At 66.4% G+C, this 18357-nt stretch carries 15 protein-coding genes; 9 read left to right on the top strand and 6 right to left on the bottom strand.

What is annotated here, in order from left to right; translation table 11 throughout:
• Window positions 1-7 precede the first annotated feature (7 nt).
• The 6 genes from murC to lpxC all read left to right on the top strand — a co-directional run bounded on the left by murC (window position 8) and on the right by lpxC (window position 6887).
• On the top strand, window positions 8-1450 hold the full coding sequence (murC, locus tag INQ41_RS10445) for a UDP-N-acetylmuramate--L-alanine ligase (RefSeq protein ID WP_193987332.1): 1443 nt from the start codon (window positions 8-10) through the stop codon (window positions 1448-1450).
• Window positions 1447-2436, top strand: a complete 990-nt coding sequence (locus tag INQ41_RS10440; protein WP_228076573.1) for a D-alanine--D-alanine ligase — start codon at window positions 1447-1449, stop codon at window positions 2434-2436. Before murC ends, INQ41_RS10440 begins: the two co-directional genes overlap by 4 nt.
• Window positions 2433-3155 (top strand): cell division protein FtsQ/DivIB, encoded by a 723-nt coding sequence (locus tag INQ41_RS10435; protein ID WP_193984268.1) that lies wholly within the window; start codon window positions 2433-2435, stop codon window positions 3153-3155. Before INQ41_RS10440 ends, INQ41_RS10435 begins: the two co-directional genes overlap by 4 nt.
• Window positions 3139-4389, top strand: a complete 1251-nt coding sequence (gene ftsA / locus INQ41_RS10430; RefSeq protein WP_043958191.1) for a cell division protein FtsA — start codon at window positions 3139-3141, stop codon at window positions 4387-4389. The genes INQ41_RS10435 and ftsA overlap by 17 nt, the downstream gene beginning before the upstream one ends.
• 110 nt (window positions 4390-4499) lie before the next feature.
• A complete protein-coding gene (gene ftsZ, locus INQ41_RS10425; RefSeq protein ID WP_193984266.1) occupies window positions 4500-5735 on the top strand; it encodes a cell division protein FtsZ in 1236 nt (411 codons plus the stop codon).
• Between the two features lie 234 nt (window positions 5736-5969).
• Window positions 5970-6887, top strand: coding sequence for a UDP-3-O-acyl-N-acetylglucosamine deacetylase (gene lpxC / locus INQ41_RS10420; RefSeq protein ID WP_193984264.1), 918 nt, complete (start codon window positions 5970-5972; stop codon window positions 6885-6887).
• A gap of 191 nt (window positions 6888-7078) precedes the next feature.
• On the opposite strand, the gene INQ41_RS10415 is transcribed toward lpxC, so the two are convergent.
• Window positions 7079-7456, bottom strand: coding sequence for a DUF721 domain-containing protein (locus INQ41_RS10415; RefSeq protein WP_228076572.1), 378 nt, complete (start codon window positions 7454-7456; stop codon window positions 7079-7081).
• Between the two features lie 88 nt (window positions 7457-7544).
• Here INQ41_RS10415 and INQ41_RS10410 point away from each other — a divergent pair, with 88 nt between their 5' ends.
• From INQ41_RS10410 to INQ41_RS10400, 3 genes are all read left to right on the top strand, one after another.
• Window positions 7545-8453 carry a M23 family metallopeptidase gene (locus INQ41_RS10410; protein WP_193984260.1) on the top strand — a complete coding sequence of 303 codons (909 nt, stop codon included), beginning with the start codon at window positions 7545-7547 and terminating at the stop codon, window positions 8451-8453.
• 159 nt (window positions 8454-8612) lie between these two features.
• Complete coding sequence (gene secA / locus INQ41_RS10405) at window positions 8613-11357, top strand: preprotein translocase subunit SecA (RefSeq protein WP_193984258.1); 2745 nt, start codon at window positions 8613-8615, stop codon at window positions 11355-11357.
• Window positions 11354-12346 (top strand): Nudix family hydrolase, encoded by a 993-nt coding sequence (locus INQ41_RS10400; RefSeq protein ID WP_193987330.1) that lies wholly within the window; start codon window positions 11354-11356, stop codon window positions 12344-12346. Before secA ends, INQ41_RS10400 begins: the two co-directional genes overlap by 4 nt.
• 121 nt (window positions 12347-12467) lie before the next feature.
• On the opposite strand, the gene coaE is transcribed toward INQ41_RS10400, so the two are convergent.
• The 5 genes from coaE to INQ41_RS10375 form a co-directional block, all read right to left on the bottom strand.
• The gene (coaE, locus tag INQ41_RS10395; protein WP_193987329.1) at window positions 12468-13088 is read right to left on the bottom strand and encodes a dephospho-CoA kinase; all 621 of its coding nucleotides are present in this window, start codon (window positions 13086-13088) and stop codon (window positions 12468-12470) included.
• Window positions 13089-13170: 82 nt separating this feature from the next.
• Window positions 13171-14034 (bottom strand): prepilin peptidase, encoded by an 864-nt coding sequence (locus INQ41_RS10390; RefSeq protein WP_193984256.1) that lies wholly within the window; start codon window positions 14032-14034, stop codon window positions 13171-13173.
• A gap of 13 nt (window positions 14035-14047) precedes the next feature.
• The gene (locus tag INQ41_RS10385; RefSeq protein ID WP_193984254.1) at window positions 14048-15307 is read right to left on the bottom strand and encodes a type II secretion system F family protein; all 1260 of its coding nucleotides are present in this window, start codon (window positions 15305-15307) and stop codon (window positions 14048-14050) included.
• A gap of 194 nt (window positions 15308-15501) precedes the next feature.
• On the bottom strand, window positions 15502-17232 hold the full coding sequence (gene pilB / locus INQ41_RS10380) for a type IV-A pilus assembly ATPase PilB (protein WP_193984253.1): 1731 nt from the start codon (window positions 17230-17232) through the stop codon (window positions 15502-15504).
• A gap of 550 nt (window positions 17233-17782) precedes the next feature.
• Entirely contained in the window at window positions 17783-18175 is a 393-nt protein-coding gene (locus INQ41_RS10375; RefSeq protein ID WP_193984251.1) for a pilin, read from the bottom strand.
• Between the last annotated feature and the right edge of the window lie 182 nt (window positions 18176-18357).

Below are 18357 nucleotides of genomic sequence, written 5' to 3'. Positions count from 1 at the left end.
CAGTACCGTGCGCCGCCGGCTGCAACACGATGGTGACCTGGCCAAGGCCTTCCCGCGCGTCCATTTCATCGGCATCGCCGGCACCGGCATGAGCGGCATCGCCGAGGTGATGTGCACGCTGGGCTACCAGGTGTCCGGCTCGGACCGCGCCGACAACGCCGTGACCCGGCGCCTGTCGCGCCTGGGCATTGACGTGCATCAGGACCACGCTGCCGCCAACGTGCTGGGCACGGACTGCGTGGTCGTCTCCAGCGCGATCCGCGACGACAACCCGGAAGTGGTCGAAGCGCGCACGCAGCGCATCCCCGTGGTCCCGCGAGCCGAAATGCTGGCCGAGCTGATGCGCTTCAAGCGCGGTATCGCGGTTGCCGGCACCCACGGCAAGACCACGACCACCTCGCTCACCGCCAGCGTGCTGGCCGAGGGCGGCATCGATCCGACCTTCGTCATCGGCGGGCAGCTGCTCGCCGCCGGTGCCAACGCCAAGCTGGGCGGCGGCGACTGGCTGGTGGCCGAAGCCGACGAGAGCGACGGGAGTTTCCTGCGCCTGAGCCCGCAGATCGCGGTGGTCACCAACATCGATGCCGACCATCTGGAGAATTACGGCGGCGACTTCGCCAACGTCCAGGCGGCGTTCGGCGAGTTCATGCTGCGGCTGCCGTTCTACGGGCTGGCGGTGCTGTGCATCGATGATCCCGAAGTCGCCGCGCTGGCCGAGCGCACGCCGCGCCACGTGATGACCTACGGCCTGTCGGCGGAGGCCGACGTGCGCGCCGAGGACGTCACCCAGACCGGCGCGCGGATGCATTTCACCCTGTGCCTGCCCGGTGGCGAGCGCTGCCCGGTCACCCTGGCGCTGCCCGGCGGGCACAACGTGCTCAACGCCCTGGCCGCGGCCGCGGTGGGCTGGCAGCTGGGCGTGGAGCCGGCCGCGATCGCCCGCGCGCTGGAGGCATTCGCCGGCATCGGTCGCCGCTTCAACGTGCTGGCCGACATTGCCTTGCCCCGGGGCGGCACGGCCACCGTGGTCGACGACTACGGCCACCACCCCAACGAATTGGCGGCGGTGTTCCAGGCCGCCCGCGGCGGCTGGCCCGAGCGCCGCCTTGTGGTCGCCTTCCAGCCGCACCGCTACAGCCGCACCCGGGACCTGTTCGACGATTTCGCCGCCGTGCTGTCCGACGTCGATGCGCTGATCCTCACCGAGGTCTACGCCGCCGGCGAGGCGCCGATCGCCGGCGCCGACGAGCGCGCCCTGGCGCGCGCGATCCGCGCGCGGGGGCGCATTGACCCGGTCGTGATCGGGCCAGTGGCCGAACTGCCCGAGGTCCTCGTCGACGTGCTTGAGGACGGCGACCTGCTTCTGTTGATGGGCGCCGGCGATATCGGCCACGCCGCGCAGCAGCTTGCCCTCGATGGACTCCCCACGACCCAGGAAGGTGACGCGTGAGTACCCCGACTGCCCCGCACATCGCCCCGCAACGCACCACCGATCCGGCCCGATTCGGCCGGGTGGCGGTGCTGATGGGTGGCACCAGCGCCGAGCGCGAGGTCTCGCTGGATTCCGGCCGCAACGTGCTCGAAGCGCTGCAGGCGCGCGGCGTCGACGCGTTCTCCGTGGACGGCGTCCCGGCGCTGGTCGAGCGTGTGCGCCAGGGCGGCGTGGACCGCGTGTTCAACATCCTCCACGGCAACAAGGGCGGAGGCGAGGACGGCGTGTTGCAGGGCGTGCTCGAGGTGCTGGGCGTGCCCTACACCGGTTCCGGCGTGCTCGGCTCGGCCCTGTCGATGGACAAGATCCGCACCAAGCAGGTCTGGCTCAGCTGCGGCCTGCCGACGCCGCGCTTCGTTCGCCTGGTCAACGGCGATGACATGCAGGCCGCGGCGCGTTCGCTCGGCCTGCCGGTGTTCGTCAAGCCGTCCTGCGAAGGCTCCAGCGTCGGCGCGTTCCGGATCCAGGAGGAGGCAGATCTCGCCGCCGCGCAGGCCTTTGCCGCCCACTACGACGGCGAGTTGCTGATGGAGCAGATGATCGTCGGCGACGAGCTGACCGTGGGCGTGCTCGATGACGGCACCGGCCCGAGCGCGTTGCCCTCGATCCGGATCGTTCCCAAGGGCGAGTGGTACGACTACAACGCCAAATACATGGCCGACGACACCCAATACCTGTGTCCCGGGGTGGAAGACAGCGCCGAAGCCGAGCTGCAGCGCATCGCGCTGGACGCATTCGAGGCCGTTGAATGCCGCGGCTGGGGCCGGGTTGATGTAATGCGCGACCGCGCAACCGGCGCGTTTTACCTGCTCGAGGTGAACACCGCGCCCGGCATGACCAGCCATTCGCTGGTGCCCAAGGCCGCCGCCCAGCTCGGCATCGGCTTCGAGGAACTGTGCTGGCGCGTTCTGGAAGGGACCCTCGCGGAGGTGGCCGGCCGGTGAACGCCCTTCTGCGCCTGCTGGGTTGGCTGCTTGCGGTGGCGCTGGTCGTCCTGCCGGTGGTCGGCCTGCTCAACGGCTGGGTCGGTGCCGAGCACTGGCCGCTGAGCAAGCTGCGCGCCACCGCGCAGTTCCAGCGCGTGGACGAGACCCTGCTGCGCGACACCCTGCTGCCGTTCGCGCGCCAAGGCTATTTCGCGGTCGATCTGGACGCGGCGCGCGCGGCCGTGGCCGCACTGCCCTGGGTCGAGCACGCCGAGGTGCGCAAGCGCTGGCCCGACGTGCTGGAAGTGCACCTGGCCGAGCACGTCCCGTTCGCGCGCTGGGACGACAACCAGCTGCTGTCCGAGCAGGGCCGGCTGTTTCCCGCCGCCAACATCGACATCCCCGCCGAGCTGCCCTTGCTGGGCGGGCCGGACACGCGCATCGACGAGGTGGTCGAACTCTACAACCAGACACGGACGATGTTCGCCCCGCTCGGACTGGAGGTGCGCGAGGCCCGCCTGGACCCGCGCGGCAGCTGGACGCTTCGCCTGGACAACGGCGCCGAGGTCATCGTCGGCCGCCACGAGGCGCGCGGTCGCCTCAACCGCTTCGTGCGCCTGTTGCCGCAACTGCTGGCCCAGCAGGCGCAGGTACTGGCGCGCGCCGATCTTCGCTACACCAACGGTTTCGCACTCGTGTGGGCCGACAGCAGGGAAAACCATGAATCGCAAGGGTGACAAACATCTGATCGTCGGCCTCGACATCGGCACCTCCAAGGTGGTGGCGCTGGTGGGCGAGTACAGCCCCGGCCACACCGGCCCGGACAACCCGATCGAGGTCATCGGCATCGGCAGCCACGAGTCGCGCGGTCTGCGCCGGGGCGTGGTGGTGGACATCGAGTCCACCGTGCAGTCGATCCAGCGCGCGATCGAGGAAGCCGAGCTGATGGCCGGCTGCGAGATCCGCTCGGTCTACGCCTCCATCTCCGGCAGCCACGTGCAGTGCCGCAACTCGCAGGGCATCGCCCCGATCCGCGACGGTGAGGTCAGCGTGGCCGATCTGGACCGGGTGCTGGACGCGGCCAAGGCCGTCGCCATTCCGGCGGACCAGAAGATCCTCCACGCGATCCCGCGCGACTACGTGCTGGACCATTCGCAGGAAGGCATCCGCAACCCGATCGGCATGACCGGCGTGCGCCTGGAAGTGCATGCCCATCTGGTCGTGTGCGCGCAGTCGGCCGCGGCCAACGTCAGCAAGTGCGTGCAGCGCTGCGGCCTGCAGGTCGACAGCCTGATCCTGGGCGTGCTGGCCTCGGCCAACGCGGTGCTGACCAGCGACGAGCGTGAGCTGGGCGTGGTGCTGGTCGACATCGGCGCTGGCACGACCGATATCGCGGTGTTTGTGCAGGGCGCGATCGCGCACTCGGCCAGCCTCGGCATTGCCGGAGACAAGGTCACCGAGGACATCGCCCACATGCTGCGCACGCCCACCCCGGAGGCCGAGCAGATCAAGGTCCGCTACGCCTGCGCGCTGGCGCAGATGGCGACCGCCGAGGAGTCCATCCAGGTGCCATCGGTTGGCGACCGCGCGCCGCGCCGGATGCCGCGTGCCTCGCTGGCGCAGGCGGTGCAGGCGCGTTACGAGGAAATCTTCGAGATGGTCCAGGCCGAGCTGCGCCGCAGCGGCTTCGAGCAGCACGTGCGCGCCGGCATGGTGCTCACCGGCGGCGCTTCGAAGATGGAAGGCGTGGTGGAACTGGCCGAGGAAATGCTGCAGATGCCGGTGCGGGTGGGCATCCCCCAGCACGTCACCGGCCTGGGCGAAGTCGTCGGCAACCCGGTCCACGCCACCGGCGTCGGCCTGCTGCTGATGGGCAGCCAATTCGAGAATCCGCGCAGACCGGTGATCAATACCGGCCGTGCGGGTTCGCTCTTCAACAAGCTCAAGAGCTGGTACAGCGACCACTTCTGAGCGGCGGTGCACGACAGCGGCGGCGAGGGACGGCAGGCAACAGAACAAACGCGGCACGCAACACGAAAGACCACGGCAGCAACCAAAACTAGACCAACGAGGACACGGACATGGCACATTTCGAACTGGTGGAAAACATGGCGCCCAATGCGATCATCAAGGTGATCGGCGTCGGCGGCGGCGGCGGCAATGCGGTCGCCCACATGGTCAGCAACAACGTTGACGGGGTGGAGTTCATCACCGCCAACACCGACTCGCAGGCGATCAAGAACTGCGGCGCCAAGCTGCAGCTGCAGCTGGGCAACAACGTCACCAAGGGCCTGGGCGCAGGCGCCAACCCCGAGGTCGGCCGCCAGGCCGCGCTGGAGGACCGCGAGCGCCTGATGGACGCGCTGGAAGGCGCCGACATGGTCTTCATCACCGCCGGCATGGGCGGTGGCACCGGGACTGGCGCGGCGCCCGTCGTGGCCCAGCTGGCCAAGGAGATGGGCATCCTGACCGTCGCCGTGGTGACCAAGCCGTTCCCGTTCGAGGGTCGCCGCCGCATGCAGGTCGCGCTCAAGGGCATCGAGGAGCTGAGCCACCACTGCGATTCGCTGATCACCATCCCCAACGAGAAGCTGATCACCGTGCTGGGCCGCAACGCGACCATGGTGCAGGCGTTCCGCGCCGCCAACGACGTGCTGCTGGGCGCCGTGCAGGGCATCGCCGACCTGATCGTGCGTCCGGGCCTGATCAACGTCGACTTCGCCGACGTGCGCACCGTCATGTCCGAGATGGGCCTGGCGATGATGGGCAGCGGCGCCGCCAAGGGCGATGATCGCGCCCAGGCCGCCGCCGAGGCCGCCGTGCTCAACCCGCTGCTGGATGACGTCAACCTGCAGGGCGCCAACGGCATCCTGGTCAACATCACGGCCGGCCCGGACTTCACCATGGCCGAGTTCGACGAGGTGGGTCGCACGGTGGAGGCGTTCGCGTCCGAGGACGCGACCATCGTCATCGGTACCGTGCTGGACCCCGACATGCAGGACGAAGTGCGCGTGACCGTCGTTGCCACCGGCCTCAACCGCGGTGCCGGCAGCAAGGTCAAGGGTGTCGAAGGCAACCGCGCGCCGATCCAGCTGGTCCGCAACGCCACCACCGGCCAGCCGGAATTCCCGGTCGACGCGGTCTCCTCCTCGTCAGCCTCCTCGTCGGAGTCGCGCGCGCCGTCGGTGCCGAGCTTCAGCAGCAGCCTGCGCGGTGAATCGACCAAATCCGAGCCGGCCGCGGCGACCGGCGCGGCCGACTTCGGTCCCGACAGCTACCTCGACATCCCGGCATTCCTGCGCCGCCAGGCGGACTGATCCGCCTGCAGCCGTGTAATGCCATCGCTTGAAGTTGTAATGCCGTAGTCCGGTTCGTCTTGGCTCCGCGGGTGTCCTCGCGGGGCATTTGGGCCGGTCGTCCGCCATCAGGCGCGGCGACCGGTCATTTTTCGGCCGTGGGTGCCCACGCGCTGTTCAGGGCCAATTGATCTGCCTCCAATAGGCTGCGTGGTACCGTTACCCGGTTTTTCCCTCTTCAGGCACACCTATTCCATGCTGCGTCAGCGCACCCTCAAGAACGTGATCCGCGCCACCGGCGTGGGGCTGCACAGCGGCGAAAAGGTCTTCCTCACCATGCGTCCGGCGCCCGCCGACGCAGGCATCGTTTTCCGGCGCATCGACCTGGATCCGGTGGTCGATATCCCCGCGCGCGCCGACCTGGTCACCGAGACCACGTTGTGCACCGGCCTCAGCCTGGGCCCGGCCAACGTGCAGACGGTCGAGCACCTGATGTCCGCGCTGGCGGGACTGGGCATCGACAACGCCTACATCGACCTGTCCGCGGCCGAAGTGCCGATCATGGACGGCTCGGCCGGCCCGTTCGTGTTCCTGCTGCAGTCGGCAGGCATCGTCGAGCAGGACGCCGCCAAGCGCTTCATCCGCATCCTGCACCCGGTCGAGGTGCGCGATGGCGACAAGTTCGCCCGCTTTGAGCCGAACGACGGTTTCCGGGTCGGTTTCACCGTGGTGTTCAAGCACCCGGCGATCCCCGATTCGCAGTCGCGCGCCGAGGTCGAGTTCTCGACCATCAACTACATCAAGGAAGTCAGCCGCGCGCGCACGTTTGGCTTCATGCGCGACCTGGAGTACATGCGCGAGCGCAACCTCGGCCTGGGCGGGTCGATGGACAACGCCATCGTGCTCGACGAGTTCCGCGTCCTCAACGAGGACGGCCTGCGCTACGCCGACGAGTTCGTGCGGCACAAGATCCTCGACGCCATCGGTGACCTGTACCTGGCCGGCCACGCCATCATCGGCGCGTATGAAGGCTTCAAGTCCGGCCATGCGCTCAACAACAAGCTGGTCCGCGCGCTGCTCGCCGAGCAGTCGGCCTGGGAGATCGTCAGCTACACCGAAGACGAGGATCCGCAGGCAATTTCGACCGCGTTTGGCCGCCTCGCGACGGTCTGAGCGTTACTCCAGTGCCCGTCCAGCGTTAGCCGTGCATGCATCACGAATGTGACTGCTTCACGCCGTTTTAACGTTTTCTACACGATATGACCTCGGGTTTTTAACAAATCCGGGGTTTTTGACCTTTAGGATGCCCCGTCGATGTTCACTTGTTCGTCACGGCGAGACACTCGCAGGATGAATTCAAGCGCTCATCCGGCGTCGTCCGACCCATCGGGGTCGGTGGATTTGAGGGACGCCAGCGCAGCCTCGAGCGATTTTTTCGCGGCCGCGGACATGGTCACGGTTTTCGCGGGTGCCGGAGGGGCCGGTGCGCGCGAAGGAAGGCTTGTCTTGATGACGACCTCCGCCGCGTCCAGACCCATGGATCGGGCACCCGACATCAGTTCCGGAGCGAGCAGGCGCAGTTTGGCCCGCCACACCGGTGAATCCACCAGATAAACGAGCCTGCCGTGCTCGTGATTCGCCAGCCGCGCATGCGCGGACAGCGGGAACGGCAGGAGTGGCCTTAACCGGCGGTCCAGTTCGTCGAGCCAGAGGGCGCGGCGGAGCGTGTTACCTGCAGGCACCGCCAGCAGCGCATCCAGCGCAGCGGTAGGCGTCGAAGGCGGACGCGTTGACTTGCCCGGTTTTGGTTGGAATTCAGACATCGGACCTATGACCTATCAAGACATCCTAAATAAATCGCGTGGCACTTGGGCCTCACTGGCCCACCGCGCGCTTCAGGCCGCCATGCAGCGCCCGCTGGGCGCCGGCGCGGTACTTCTGGGCGGCGGGCTCATGCTCGGCCTGGGTACAGGCTACGCGGCCAACCACGGCTTGCGCGACCAGGTCGCCCAGCAGCAGGTGCAGATCGACTCGGCCCAGGCCGACGCCCAGCGTGAAATCAATGCCCTCGCCGCACGCCTGGGCGAGCTGCAGGCCGAAGCCAACCGGCTCAACGCCCTCGGCAAGCGCCTGACCCGCATCGGCCAGCTGCAGGACGGCGAATTCGACTTCAACGAGCCCGTCGGCGTCGGCGGCGTCGGCCCGGTGGAAGACATGCCCAAGGGCGAGCTCGACCAGGGCCTGTCGGAGCTCGGCGACCAGTTCCGCGCCTCCGGCGAGCAGCTCTCGGTGCTGGAATCGCTGCTGTTCAACCGCCAGCTGGACATGAACGCGGTGCCGTCGCGCGAGCCCATCGAGAGCTACATCACCTCCAATTTCGGCCACCGCGCTGACCCGTTCCGCGGCGGCCGCGCCTTCCATAAGGGCATCGACTTCAAGGCCCAGGTCGGCGATCCGGTGATGGCGGTGGCCGACGGCGTGGTCAGCTTCTCCGGCGTGCGCAGCGGCTACGGCAACACCATCGAGATCGACCACGGCAACGGCTACGTCACCCGTTACGCGCATAACTCGCGCCTCAGCCGCAAGGTCGGTGGCCTGGTCCGCGCGGGCCAGGAAGTCGCCAAGGCCGGCTCCAGCGGCCGTTCCACCGGTGCCCACGTGCACTTCGAGGTGTGGCAGAACGGTCAGGCCGTCAATCCGAAGAAATTCCTCAACCAGCAGTCGCCGCTGCACGGCTGATCCGGTCGCGCGCAGAGGGAGTTTGCGCTGGTGGGTGGCAATGCCGGCGGGCTTGATAGGCGCCCGCCCGCCCCCACGCTAGAATAGGCGTTTACCAAGACAGGGTGCCCCGCGCCCTGTTTTTGTTTCCGCCGTCATGACATCCGACTGGAACCATCCATGCTCAACAACATGCTTACCCGCGTCTTTGGCAGCCGCAATGACCGTCTTCTCCGCCAGTTGCAGCGCACGGTCGTCAAGATCAACGCGCTCGAGCCGGAGATGGAGAAGCTCAGCGACACCGAGCTGCAGGCCAAGACGCCGGAGTTCAAGCAGCGGCTGCAGGACGGCGCCAAGCTCGACGACCTCCTGCCCGAGGCGTTCGCGGTCTGCCGCGAAGCCTCACGCCGCGTGCTGGGCATGCGCCCGTATGACGTGCAGTTGATCGGCGGCATGGTGCTCCACCTGGGCAAGATCGCGGAGATGCGCACCGGCGAGGGCAAGACCCTGGTCGGTACCCTGCCGGTCTACCTCAATGCGCTCACCGGTGACGGCGTGCATCTGGTCACCGTCAACGATTACCTGGCCCGGCGCGACTCGGCCTGGATGGGCAAGCTCTACAGCTGGCTGGGCCTGAGCGTGGGCGTGGTCTATCCCAACATGCCGCACGGCGACAAGGCCGAGGCCTACGCAGCGGACATCACCTACGGCACCAACAACGAGTTCGGCTTCGACTACCTGCGCGACAACATGGCGCTGTCGAAGGAAGACCGCCACCAGCGCGGCCTGAACTTCGCGATCATCGACGAGGTCGACTCGATCCTGATCGACGAGGCGCGCACGCCGCTGATCATCTCCGGCCCGGCCGAGGATTCCCCCGAGCTGTACATCAAGGTCAACCGCATCGTGCCGTCGCTGGTGCGCCAGGAGACCGAGGAAGGCGAGGGCGACTACTGGGTCGACGAGAAGGGCAAGCAGGTCCACCTCTCCGAGGAAGGGCAGGAGCACGCAGAGCAGCTGCTGCGCGACGCCGGCATCCTCGGCCCGGACGAGGACGAAGGCCTGTACTCGCCGGCCAACCTGGCCGTCGTCCACCACCTGAACGCCGCGATGCGCGCCCACGCCATCTACCAGAAGGACGTGGACTACATCATCCGCGACGGCGAGATCGTGATCGTGGACGAGTTCACCGGCCGCACCCTGGCCGGCCGGCGCTGGTCGGACGGCCTGCACCAGGCGGTGGAGGCGAAGGAGGGCGTGCCGGTCCAGCGCGAGAACCAGACGCTGGCCTCCATCACCTTCCAGAACCTGTTCCGGATGTACAACAAGCTGGCCGGCATGACCGGTACGGCCGATACCGAGGCCTTCGAATTCCAGAGCATCTACGGCCTGGAAGTGGTGGTGATCCCAACAAACCGCCCGGTCAAGCGCATCGACAGCCCGGATGCGGTGTTCCTCAACCGCGCCGGCAAGTACCGCGCGGTCGCCGCGGAGATCAAGGAAGCCCACGCCAAGGGCCAGCCGGTGCTGGTGGGCACGACCTCCATCGAGGTCTCCGAGATGCTCAGCCAGCAGTTGACCGCCGAGGGCATCCACCACGAGGTGCTCAACGCCAAGCAGCACGAGCGCGAGGCGACCATCGTCGCCCAGGCCGGCCGCCCGGGCGCCATCACCATCGCCACCAACATGGCCGGTCGCGGTACCGACATCGTGCTGGGCGGTTCGGTGGACAACGAGATCGCGGTGCTGGAAGCCGAGACCGGCGAGCCCGTCGACGAGGCCACCCGCGCGCGCCTGAAGGCCGAATGGAAGGAGCGCCACGAGGCGGTCAAGGCCGCCGGCGGGCTGCACATCGTGGGCACCGAGCGCCACGAAAGCCGCCGCATCGACAACCAGCTCCGCGGCCGCGCCGGCCGCCAGGGCGACCCGGGATCCTCGCGCTTCTACCTGTCGCTGGAAGACAACCTGATGCGCATCTTCGCCGCCGACTGGGTGCAGAAGGTGATGGCGCGGATGGGCCTGAAGGAAGACGACATCATTGAAAGCCCGCTGGTGTCCAAGCAGATCGCCAACGCGCAGCGCAAGGTCGAGGCGCACAACTTCGACATCCGCAAGAACCTGCTCGACTTCGACGACGTCAACAACGACCAGCGCAAGGTGATCTACGGCCAGCGCAACGAGCTGCTGGAGGCCGAGAGCGTCCAGGACAACATCGAGGGCATCCGCGAGGACGTCATCAACGCCGCGATCGCCCGCTTCGTGCCGCCCAACTCGATCGACGAGCAATGGGACCTGCCCGGTCTGGAGGCCCTGATGGCCGCCGACTTCAACATGCAGATCGACGTGCAGGGTTTCGTCAACGGCCGCGAAGAGATCGACGACGAGGCGGTGACCGAGTTCGTGGTGGACGAGGTCAATCGCCAGGTCGCCGAGCGCGAACGCCAGCTGGGCGCGGAAACCATGCGCATGCTGGAGAAGCACTTCATGCTCAACGTGCTCGACCAGAGCTGGAAGGAGCACCTGGCGCAGATGGACTACCTGCGGCAGGGCATTCACCTGCGCGGCTACGCCCAGAAGCAGCCCAAGCAGGAGTACAAGCAGGAGGCCTACCTGCTGTTCTCCAACATGCTGGAGAAGGTCAAGCACGACGTCATCAGCCTGCTGGCGCGCGTGCGCATCCGCAGCGAGGAGGAGGTCGCGGCGCTGGAGGCGCAGGAGCGCGCGCAAGCCGAGGCCAAGGCCAAGCAGATGCAGTTCCAGCACGCCAGCTCGGGCGGCTACAGCGCCGATGAAGAGGCGGCCGAAGCCCAGCAGGCGCTGGCCCGCGGCGCGGCGAATGCAGAGGTCGCCCGCGTCGGCCGCAACGAGCTCTGCCCGTGCGGCAGCGGCAAGAAGTACAAGCATTGCCACGGGCAGCTCGTCTGACCGGAACTCCGCCAACGCGCTTCGTGCGCGTGGTTGCCGGAGTGATAGGCGATGCGCGCGGCCGCATCCTGCTGGCCCAGCGCACCGGCGCCAGCGACTTGGGCGGTTTGTGGGAATTCCCCGGCGGCAAGATCGACCCCGGCGAGAGCGCCGAACACGCGCTGGTACGCGAGCTGGATGAGGAACTGGGCATCCAGGCCGAGGTCGGCGAGGCGGTCATCACTGTGCCCCAGCTCTACCCGGACAAGCGCCTGACCCTGGACGTGCGCCACGTGACCCGCTGGCAGGGCAACCCGCGCGGACGGGAAGGGCAGGCGCTGCTGTGGGTGCCGCCGCGCAAGCTCGCCCTCTACCGGATGCCGCCCGCCGACCGGCCGGTAGTCGCGGCCCTGCAGCAGCCGGACCGGTATCTGGTGACACCGGATGTGGGGCAGCTCACTGCCGGGCTGAGTGGTGCGGAGCTGGAGGCGGCCGAGCAGGCGTGGCTGGACGCGCTGGCGCGAACGCTGGAACGCGGTGCCTGCCGGGTGCAGTTGCGCTCACCGACCGCCGATACGCAGCGATGGGCGCGCATCGCCGCGTCCGCGGTCGAGTTGTGCCAGAGCGCTTCAGCGGAAGTCCTGGTCAATGGCAATCCCGAGCTCGCCGCGCGGCTGGGCGTCGGCGTGCACCTGCGCTCGGGTCAGCTCGGTGCCTACCTCGATCGACCGGTTGGTGGCGACGTGCCGCTGGCGGCGTCGTGCCACACGGTGGACGACCTGCGCGCGGCGAAGCGCTTGGGCTGCAACTTCGTGGTGCTGGGTAACGTGAAGCCGACCGCGAGTCACCCCGGCAGGAAAGGCATGGGCTGGGAGGCGTTTGCTGCCATGCGCGAGCACGTCTCTATGCCGATCTATGCCATCGGTGGAATGGGAATCGACGACATGGATGACGCGCGCGCCCATGGAGCGCAAGGGATTGCGGCGATACGTGGGCTTTGGGTCAACTGAGCTGTTGGGGAGGTCTCGCCAGCGTCCCAAGGATCTCGCCGTGCGCGGCAAATGCCTATCCGGCAGCGCTAATCTGAACGGAAGCGTGCCAAGGCGTGCTGCCTGACGTCTGCAGCAATTCTCAGCCAGCGGGCGCCATTGCCAGCGCCCGATAGCCTCGATCCAGCGCCGCGATGTGCTCATCCAGCGCATCGAGCCCACCGTCGTTGACGATGATGTCATCCGCGATCGCCAAGCGCTGCGAGCGAGTGGCCTGGGCGGCGATCATCGCATCCGCGAGCGCCGCATCCACGCCGTCGCGCTGCATCAGACGGGCGTGCTGGACCGCGACCGGCACATCCACCACCAGGATGCGCCCCAGCCACGGATAGGCCGTGCGTCCGCCACCTTCGGCCAGCAGCGGCACTGCCGCGATGGCGTAGATACCCGGCGCCTGCTCGCACATGGCGCGCACCTTGGTCCGGATACGTGGATGCACGATGGCTTCCAGGCGTTTGCGCTCATCGGTGTCGGCGAAGACCCGCTCGCGCATCGCGGCGCGGTCGAGGTCACCGTCGGCGGTGAGGATGCCGGGGCCGAAGGCATCGACGAGTTCCGCCAGGCCGTCCGAACCGCGGGCGACCGCCTCGCGTGCGGCGACGTCGGCATCGGCGACGACCACGCCCAATGCCTCGAAGCGCCGGGTGACTTCACTCTTGCCCGCGGCCACGCCGCCGCTAACTCCGATGATGTAGTTGCTCATGCGGGGCAGGATGTCATGGCGCGGGATTTCGTGGATCGCGACACGAGCGGACAAGGAGCCACGCTGCTCGCGCGCACTTCCGTCAGGCCAAACCGGAGATCCGCATATAGCCGCCGATCAACTGCTCGCCCCAGAAGAAGATGATCCAGCCCGCCACGGCCAGATACGGCCCAAACGGAATCGGCGTGGCCTTGTCGCGGCCTTTCGCCGCCAGCCAGATCGAGCCGATGATGGCGCCCACCAGCGATGACAGCAGCACCGTAGGCAGGATGCCTGCCAGGCCGGTCCAGGCACCAATCGCGGCCAGCAGCTTGAAGTCGCCGTGGCCCATGCCTTCCTTGCCGGTGATCTGCTTGAACAGCCACCACACCACCCACAGGCTCAGGTAGCCGACGACGGCGCCGATTACTGCCGGTTTGGCGGCTATGTAGAGGTTGTCGACGGCCGCGATCAACCCGAGCCACATCAATGGCAGGGTCAACTGGTCGGGCAGGAGTTGCGTCCGCAGGTCAATGCCGGACAGCGCGATCAGAAAGCAGGTGAACACCATCGCGCCGAAGCCCTGCCAGCCGAAGCCAAAGCGCGCCACGCAGGCGACCATCAGGACCGCCGTCAGCAGCTCCACCAGCGGGTACTGCGCCGAGATGCGCGCCTTGCAGCTGCGGCAGCGCCCGCGCAGGGCCAGCCAGCTGAACAGCGGAATGTTCTCGTACCAGGACAGCTGGTGCTTGCAGTGCGGGCAGTGCGAGCGTTCCACCACGATGCCCGGCGGCGGCGGATCGTAGGTCTCCGGCTCGCCGAGGATCTCGCGGCTGTCGCGCTGCCATTGCCACTCCATCCGGCGCGGCATCCGCAGGATCACCACATTGAGGAAGCTGCCCAGCAGCAGGCCGAAACCGGCGACCAGCGGGTAGCCGATTTCGGGGTTCTGATCGAGGAATGCCATGCGCTATTTTGCCTCAACCCACCACGGCGCCAAGCTTGAAGATCGGCAGGTACATGGCAATCACCATGCCGCCGACCACCACGCCCAGGAACACCATGATCATCGGCTCCAGCAGGCTGGACAGCGCGTCCACCGCGTTGTCGACTTCCTGCTCGTAGAACTCGGCGACCTTCAACAGCATCGTGTCCAGCGCGCCGGCTTCCTCGCCGATGGCCACCATCTGCACCACCATGTGCGGGAACAGGTTGACCTGCTTCATCGCCATGTTGACCGAGTAGCCCACGGCTACATCGTCTCGGATGCGGTGCACGGCCTTCTCGTAAACGATGTTGCCGGTGGCGCCGCCGACCGTATCCAGGCCTTCCACCAACGGCACGCCGGCGCGAAAGGTCACGGCCAGCGTCCGCGCAAAACGGGCAATGGCGGAGTTGTGGATGATCTGGCCCACGACCGGGACCTTCAGGATCATCCGGTCGAGGAAGAACTGGAAAGCGACGGACCGGTTCTTGACCATGATGAACGCGACCACCGTGGCCACCGCGACGATCAGGATCAGCCACCACCATGCCACCATGAACCGGCTCAGCTTGATGATCAGCATGGTGAACGCCGGTAGCTCGGCGCCGAAGCTCGCAAACACGTCCTCGAACATCGGCACCACGAACACCAGCAGGATCGCGCTGACGATCAATGCGACCGCAACCACGGCTGCCGGGTAGAACATCGCCTTCTTGATCTTGCCCTTCAGCGCCTCGGTGTTTTCCTTGTAAGTCGCCACCGTATCGAGCACGGTTTCCAGTACACCGGCCGACTCGCCTGCCGCCACCAGGTTGCGGAACAGCAGGTCGAACTGGACCGGATGCTTGCCCAGCGCCTCGCTCAGGGACGAGCCGCTCTCGACCTCGGACCGGATCGAGTTGACCAGCACCTGCATCCTCGGGTTCTTGTTTCCGCTGGCGATGATCTCCAGCGCGCCGACGATGGGCACGCCGGCCTTCATCATCGTGGCAACTTGGCGCGCGAAAACTGCGATGTCCTGCGGCGACACTTTCTTGCCGGCGCTGAAAAGCGGCTTGGGCTTGATCTTCACGACCTTGGGTGTGATGCCCATCCGGCGCAGCTCGGCGCGCACGAAGTTGGCGTTTTTCGCGGTCTGCTCGCCCTTCATGGTGATGCCGCGCTTGTCGGTGCCTTCCCACACGAACAGCGGCGTCGCTTCGGCGCGGCGTGGCGCCACGACGGGTTTCTTGGCGGCAGTGCGGCTGACAGACATAGCGTGTTTCCCCAGTGTCACTTGTTGATTATTGCAGCGCGGCGCGCCATCGGCCCGCCATCCCCGGGCGATCCGCAGCCATCCCCGGGCCACGGATCACCGGCACGGACCCGCAACGTCAAACGGGACATGCCGTGCGCCAGCATATCCTGACCCAGTGCGTCGCGATAGCAACGCCGGTCACATACGCCTGATCAGTCCTTGGTCACCCGGTTGATCTCCGCCAGGCTGGTGACACCGTTGCGCACCTTCATCAGCGCCGACTGGCGCAGGTCGCGCACGCCGGACTTCTGCGCGGCCTCGGCGATCTGCATCGCGTTCCCGCCGGCCAGCACGATGCCCTGGATCTCGTCGGTCATCGGCATGACCTGGTAGATGCCGGTCCGGCCCTTGTAGCCTTCGGTGCAGTCGGCGCACCCGACCGCCTCGTAGATCGTGAAGTCCTCCGCCGCGATTTCCTCCGCGGTGAATCCCTCGGCCAGCAAGGCATGCTCTGGCAGTTCGATCTTCTGTTTGCAGCTGTGCAGGCGGCGCGCCAGACGCTGGGCGATCACCAGCGACACCGATGAGGTGATGTTGAACGGCGCCACGCCCATGTTCATCAGGCGGGCGATGGTCTGTGGCGCGTCGTTGGTATGCAGGGTCGAGAGCACCATATGACCTGTCTGTGCGGCCTTGATGCCGATCTCGGCGGTCTCCAGGTCGCGGATCTCACCGACCATGATCACGTCCGGATCCTGGCGCAGGAAGCTGCGCAGCGCGGCGGCGAAGGTCATGCCGCGCTTGACGTTCATCTGCACCTGGTTGATGCCCGGCACGCGGATCTCGACCGGGTCCTCGACCGTGGAGATGTTGCGGGTCTCGTCGTTGAGGATGTTCAGCGCGGTGTAGAGCGACACCGTCTTGCCGGAGCCGGTCGGACCGGTCACCAGCACCATGCCGTAGGGACGCTTGACCGCGGCGAGAAAAATGTCGCGCTGGTCGTCCTCGTAGCCGAGTTTCTCGATGCCCAGCTTGGCCGCGCTGCCGTCCAGGATACGCAGCACGATCTTCTCGCCGAACAGGGTCGGCAGCGTGCTGACGCGGAAGTCGATCTGCTTGGTTTTGCTCAGGTTGAGCTTGATGCGCCCGTCTTGCGGCACCCTGCGCTCGGCGATGTCCAGCTGCGCCATGACCTTCAGGCGCGCGGAGATGCGCGGCTGCAGCTTGATCGGCACCTTGGCCGACTGCTTGAGCAGGCCGTCGATGCGCAACCGGACGCGGTATTCGGTCTCGTATGGCTCAAAGTGGATGTCGGAGGCGCCGCGGCGGATAGCGTCCACCAGCACCTTGTTGATGAACTTGACCACCGGAGTGTCGTCGGTCTTGGCGTCGACCCCGGAATCAGCGGACAGGTCGTCCTCCCCGCCACCGATATCCAGGTTCTCCAGGCCCTCGTCATCCTCGCCCATGACGTCGCCGAGTGCGTCGGCGCTTTCCAGCCAGCGATCCAGATGGCGCTTGATGCTCTCCTCATCGACCAGGATCGCCTCGACCGTGAAGTTGGTCTGAAACTTGATCTCCGCCAGCGCGTGGGTGTTGGTCGGCTCGGCGATGCCGACGAACAGCCGGTTGCCGCGCTTGAACAGCGGCAGCACCGTGTGCTTGCGCAGCAGCTCTTCCTTGACCAGCTTGATCGCGGACTGCTCGGGGTCCATCGCCGCGGCATCGAAGATCGGCACGCCGAACTCGACTGAGTTGGCGGCGGCCAGATGCGCGGGCGCGACCAGTCGCTTCTCGATGATGTAGCTGGCAAGCGGCTTGCGCTGCTCAGTGGCAGCAGCCATGGCTTCGCGGGCGGCGGACTCGGACAGAGCACCGTCCTGTACAAGGCGGCGGGCGATGCCGGTGATGCCGACAAGGTTGGCGGTAGCTACGGCATTCATGGTGATCCCCTGTGGTTCCCGTATGGCCGACTTTACTGCAATCGTATACTTTCGACCTGTGGCCCAGAATCGCACAGAGCTGCGTGCTTCATGGTGTGGCAGGCAACCGCTAGACGGAGACCCGGTCCGCTTCCTTTCGCTTCCCTCTCGGCAAAGTTCCTGCCCCACCGGCGCCATCTGCACTTTACTGTAGCTCGCGCCGCGCCGCGCCGGTGGCGGTATCCTCGCCCAGTGCTATGAACTTCGGGTGGGGCTTAACGCGCGCATCACTGCAGATCAAGGTTCGCGTGCACGCGGACCGTCCGAGCACCCACGGTAAAGCCGCCAGGTCTGCGCGCCCGGCTTGCAGGCGCACATATCCGGCCACTTTCCGGACTCCCTCAATTGCCCCCCCCCCCCACTCCGAGGTGCAGAGCATATTCATTAAACTAGAAAAACATTTGTCGTGCCAACGGAAAAAACTTTGGACTCCTTTAGCTAACTATATAAACACAAAAAAGCCCCTCCAGAGAGGGGCTCGTTGCTTTGTCACATTAGTTGCTGTGTCACATTATTCGCGGCATTCCGCTGGAACATACTTGGTATCGCTTGGGTTGTTGCAATCCCATGTTACGCCACCGGTCGCAGCAGTCGGAACCAAGTCAAAGGTGACGGTAGTCGCCGAGTTCGCGGCAACAGATGCACTCAGCGTGCCGGCAGCGCAGCTAATCGTAGTGTCACCAAGCGTCGTGGTATTAACCCCAGCGCAAAGGTCAGTCGTTTCCGCCATGATATTTTCGGAGACGGTCACTTTCGCAGCACTGGCTTGAACGATGCCTTCGGACACCTTCGCCCTGATCATGTAATCCTGATAAGCCGGCAGAGCAATCGCAGCCAAGATCGCGATGATCGCAACAACGATCATCAGCTCGATGAGCGTAAAACCTTTCTGTACGTTCTTCATGGTGTTTCCCCTAGGAGTGGTCAGTATTCACGTGCCGTCTGAGCCGGGCGTTCCGGTCCTCGGGCAGCCGTGCTGGTTGGCACGTGCACGGTAAGGTACGCATTTCCCGTGCCAAGTGTGGTTTTTCCTGCTTTGCATCTCGAAACTGAACCGCCAGTCACGTTTGGCCGGTGACTTCGATC

It is taken from the genome of Lysobacter ciconiae (assembly GCF_015209725.1).
Classification (GTDB): domain Bacteria; phylum Pseudomonadota; class Gammaproteobacteria; order Xanthomonadales; family Xanthomonadaceae; genus Novilysobacter; species Novilysobacter ciconiae.
The sequence above is the reverse complement of the archived record's forward strand: the minus strand, read 5'-3'. Positions and strand labels throughout refer to the sequence as shown.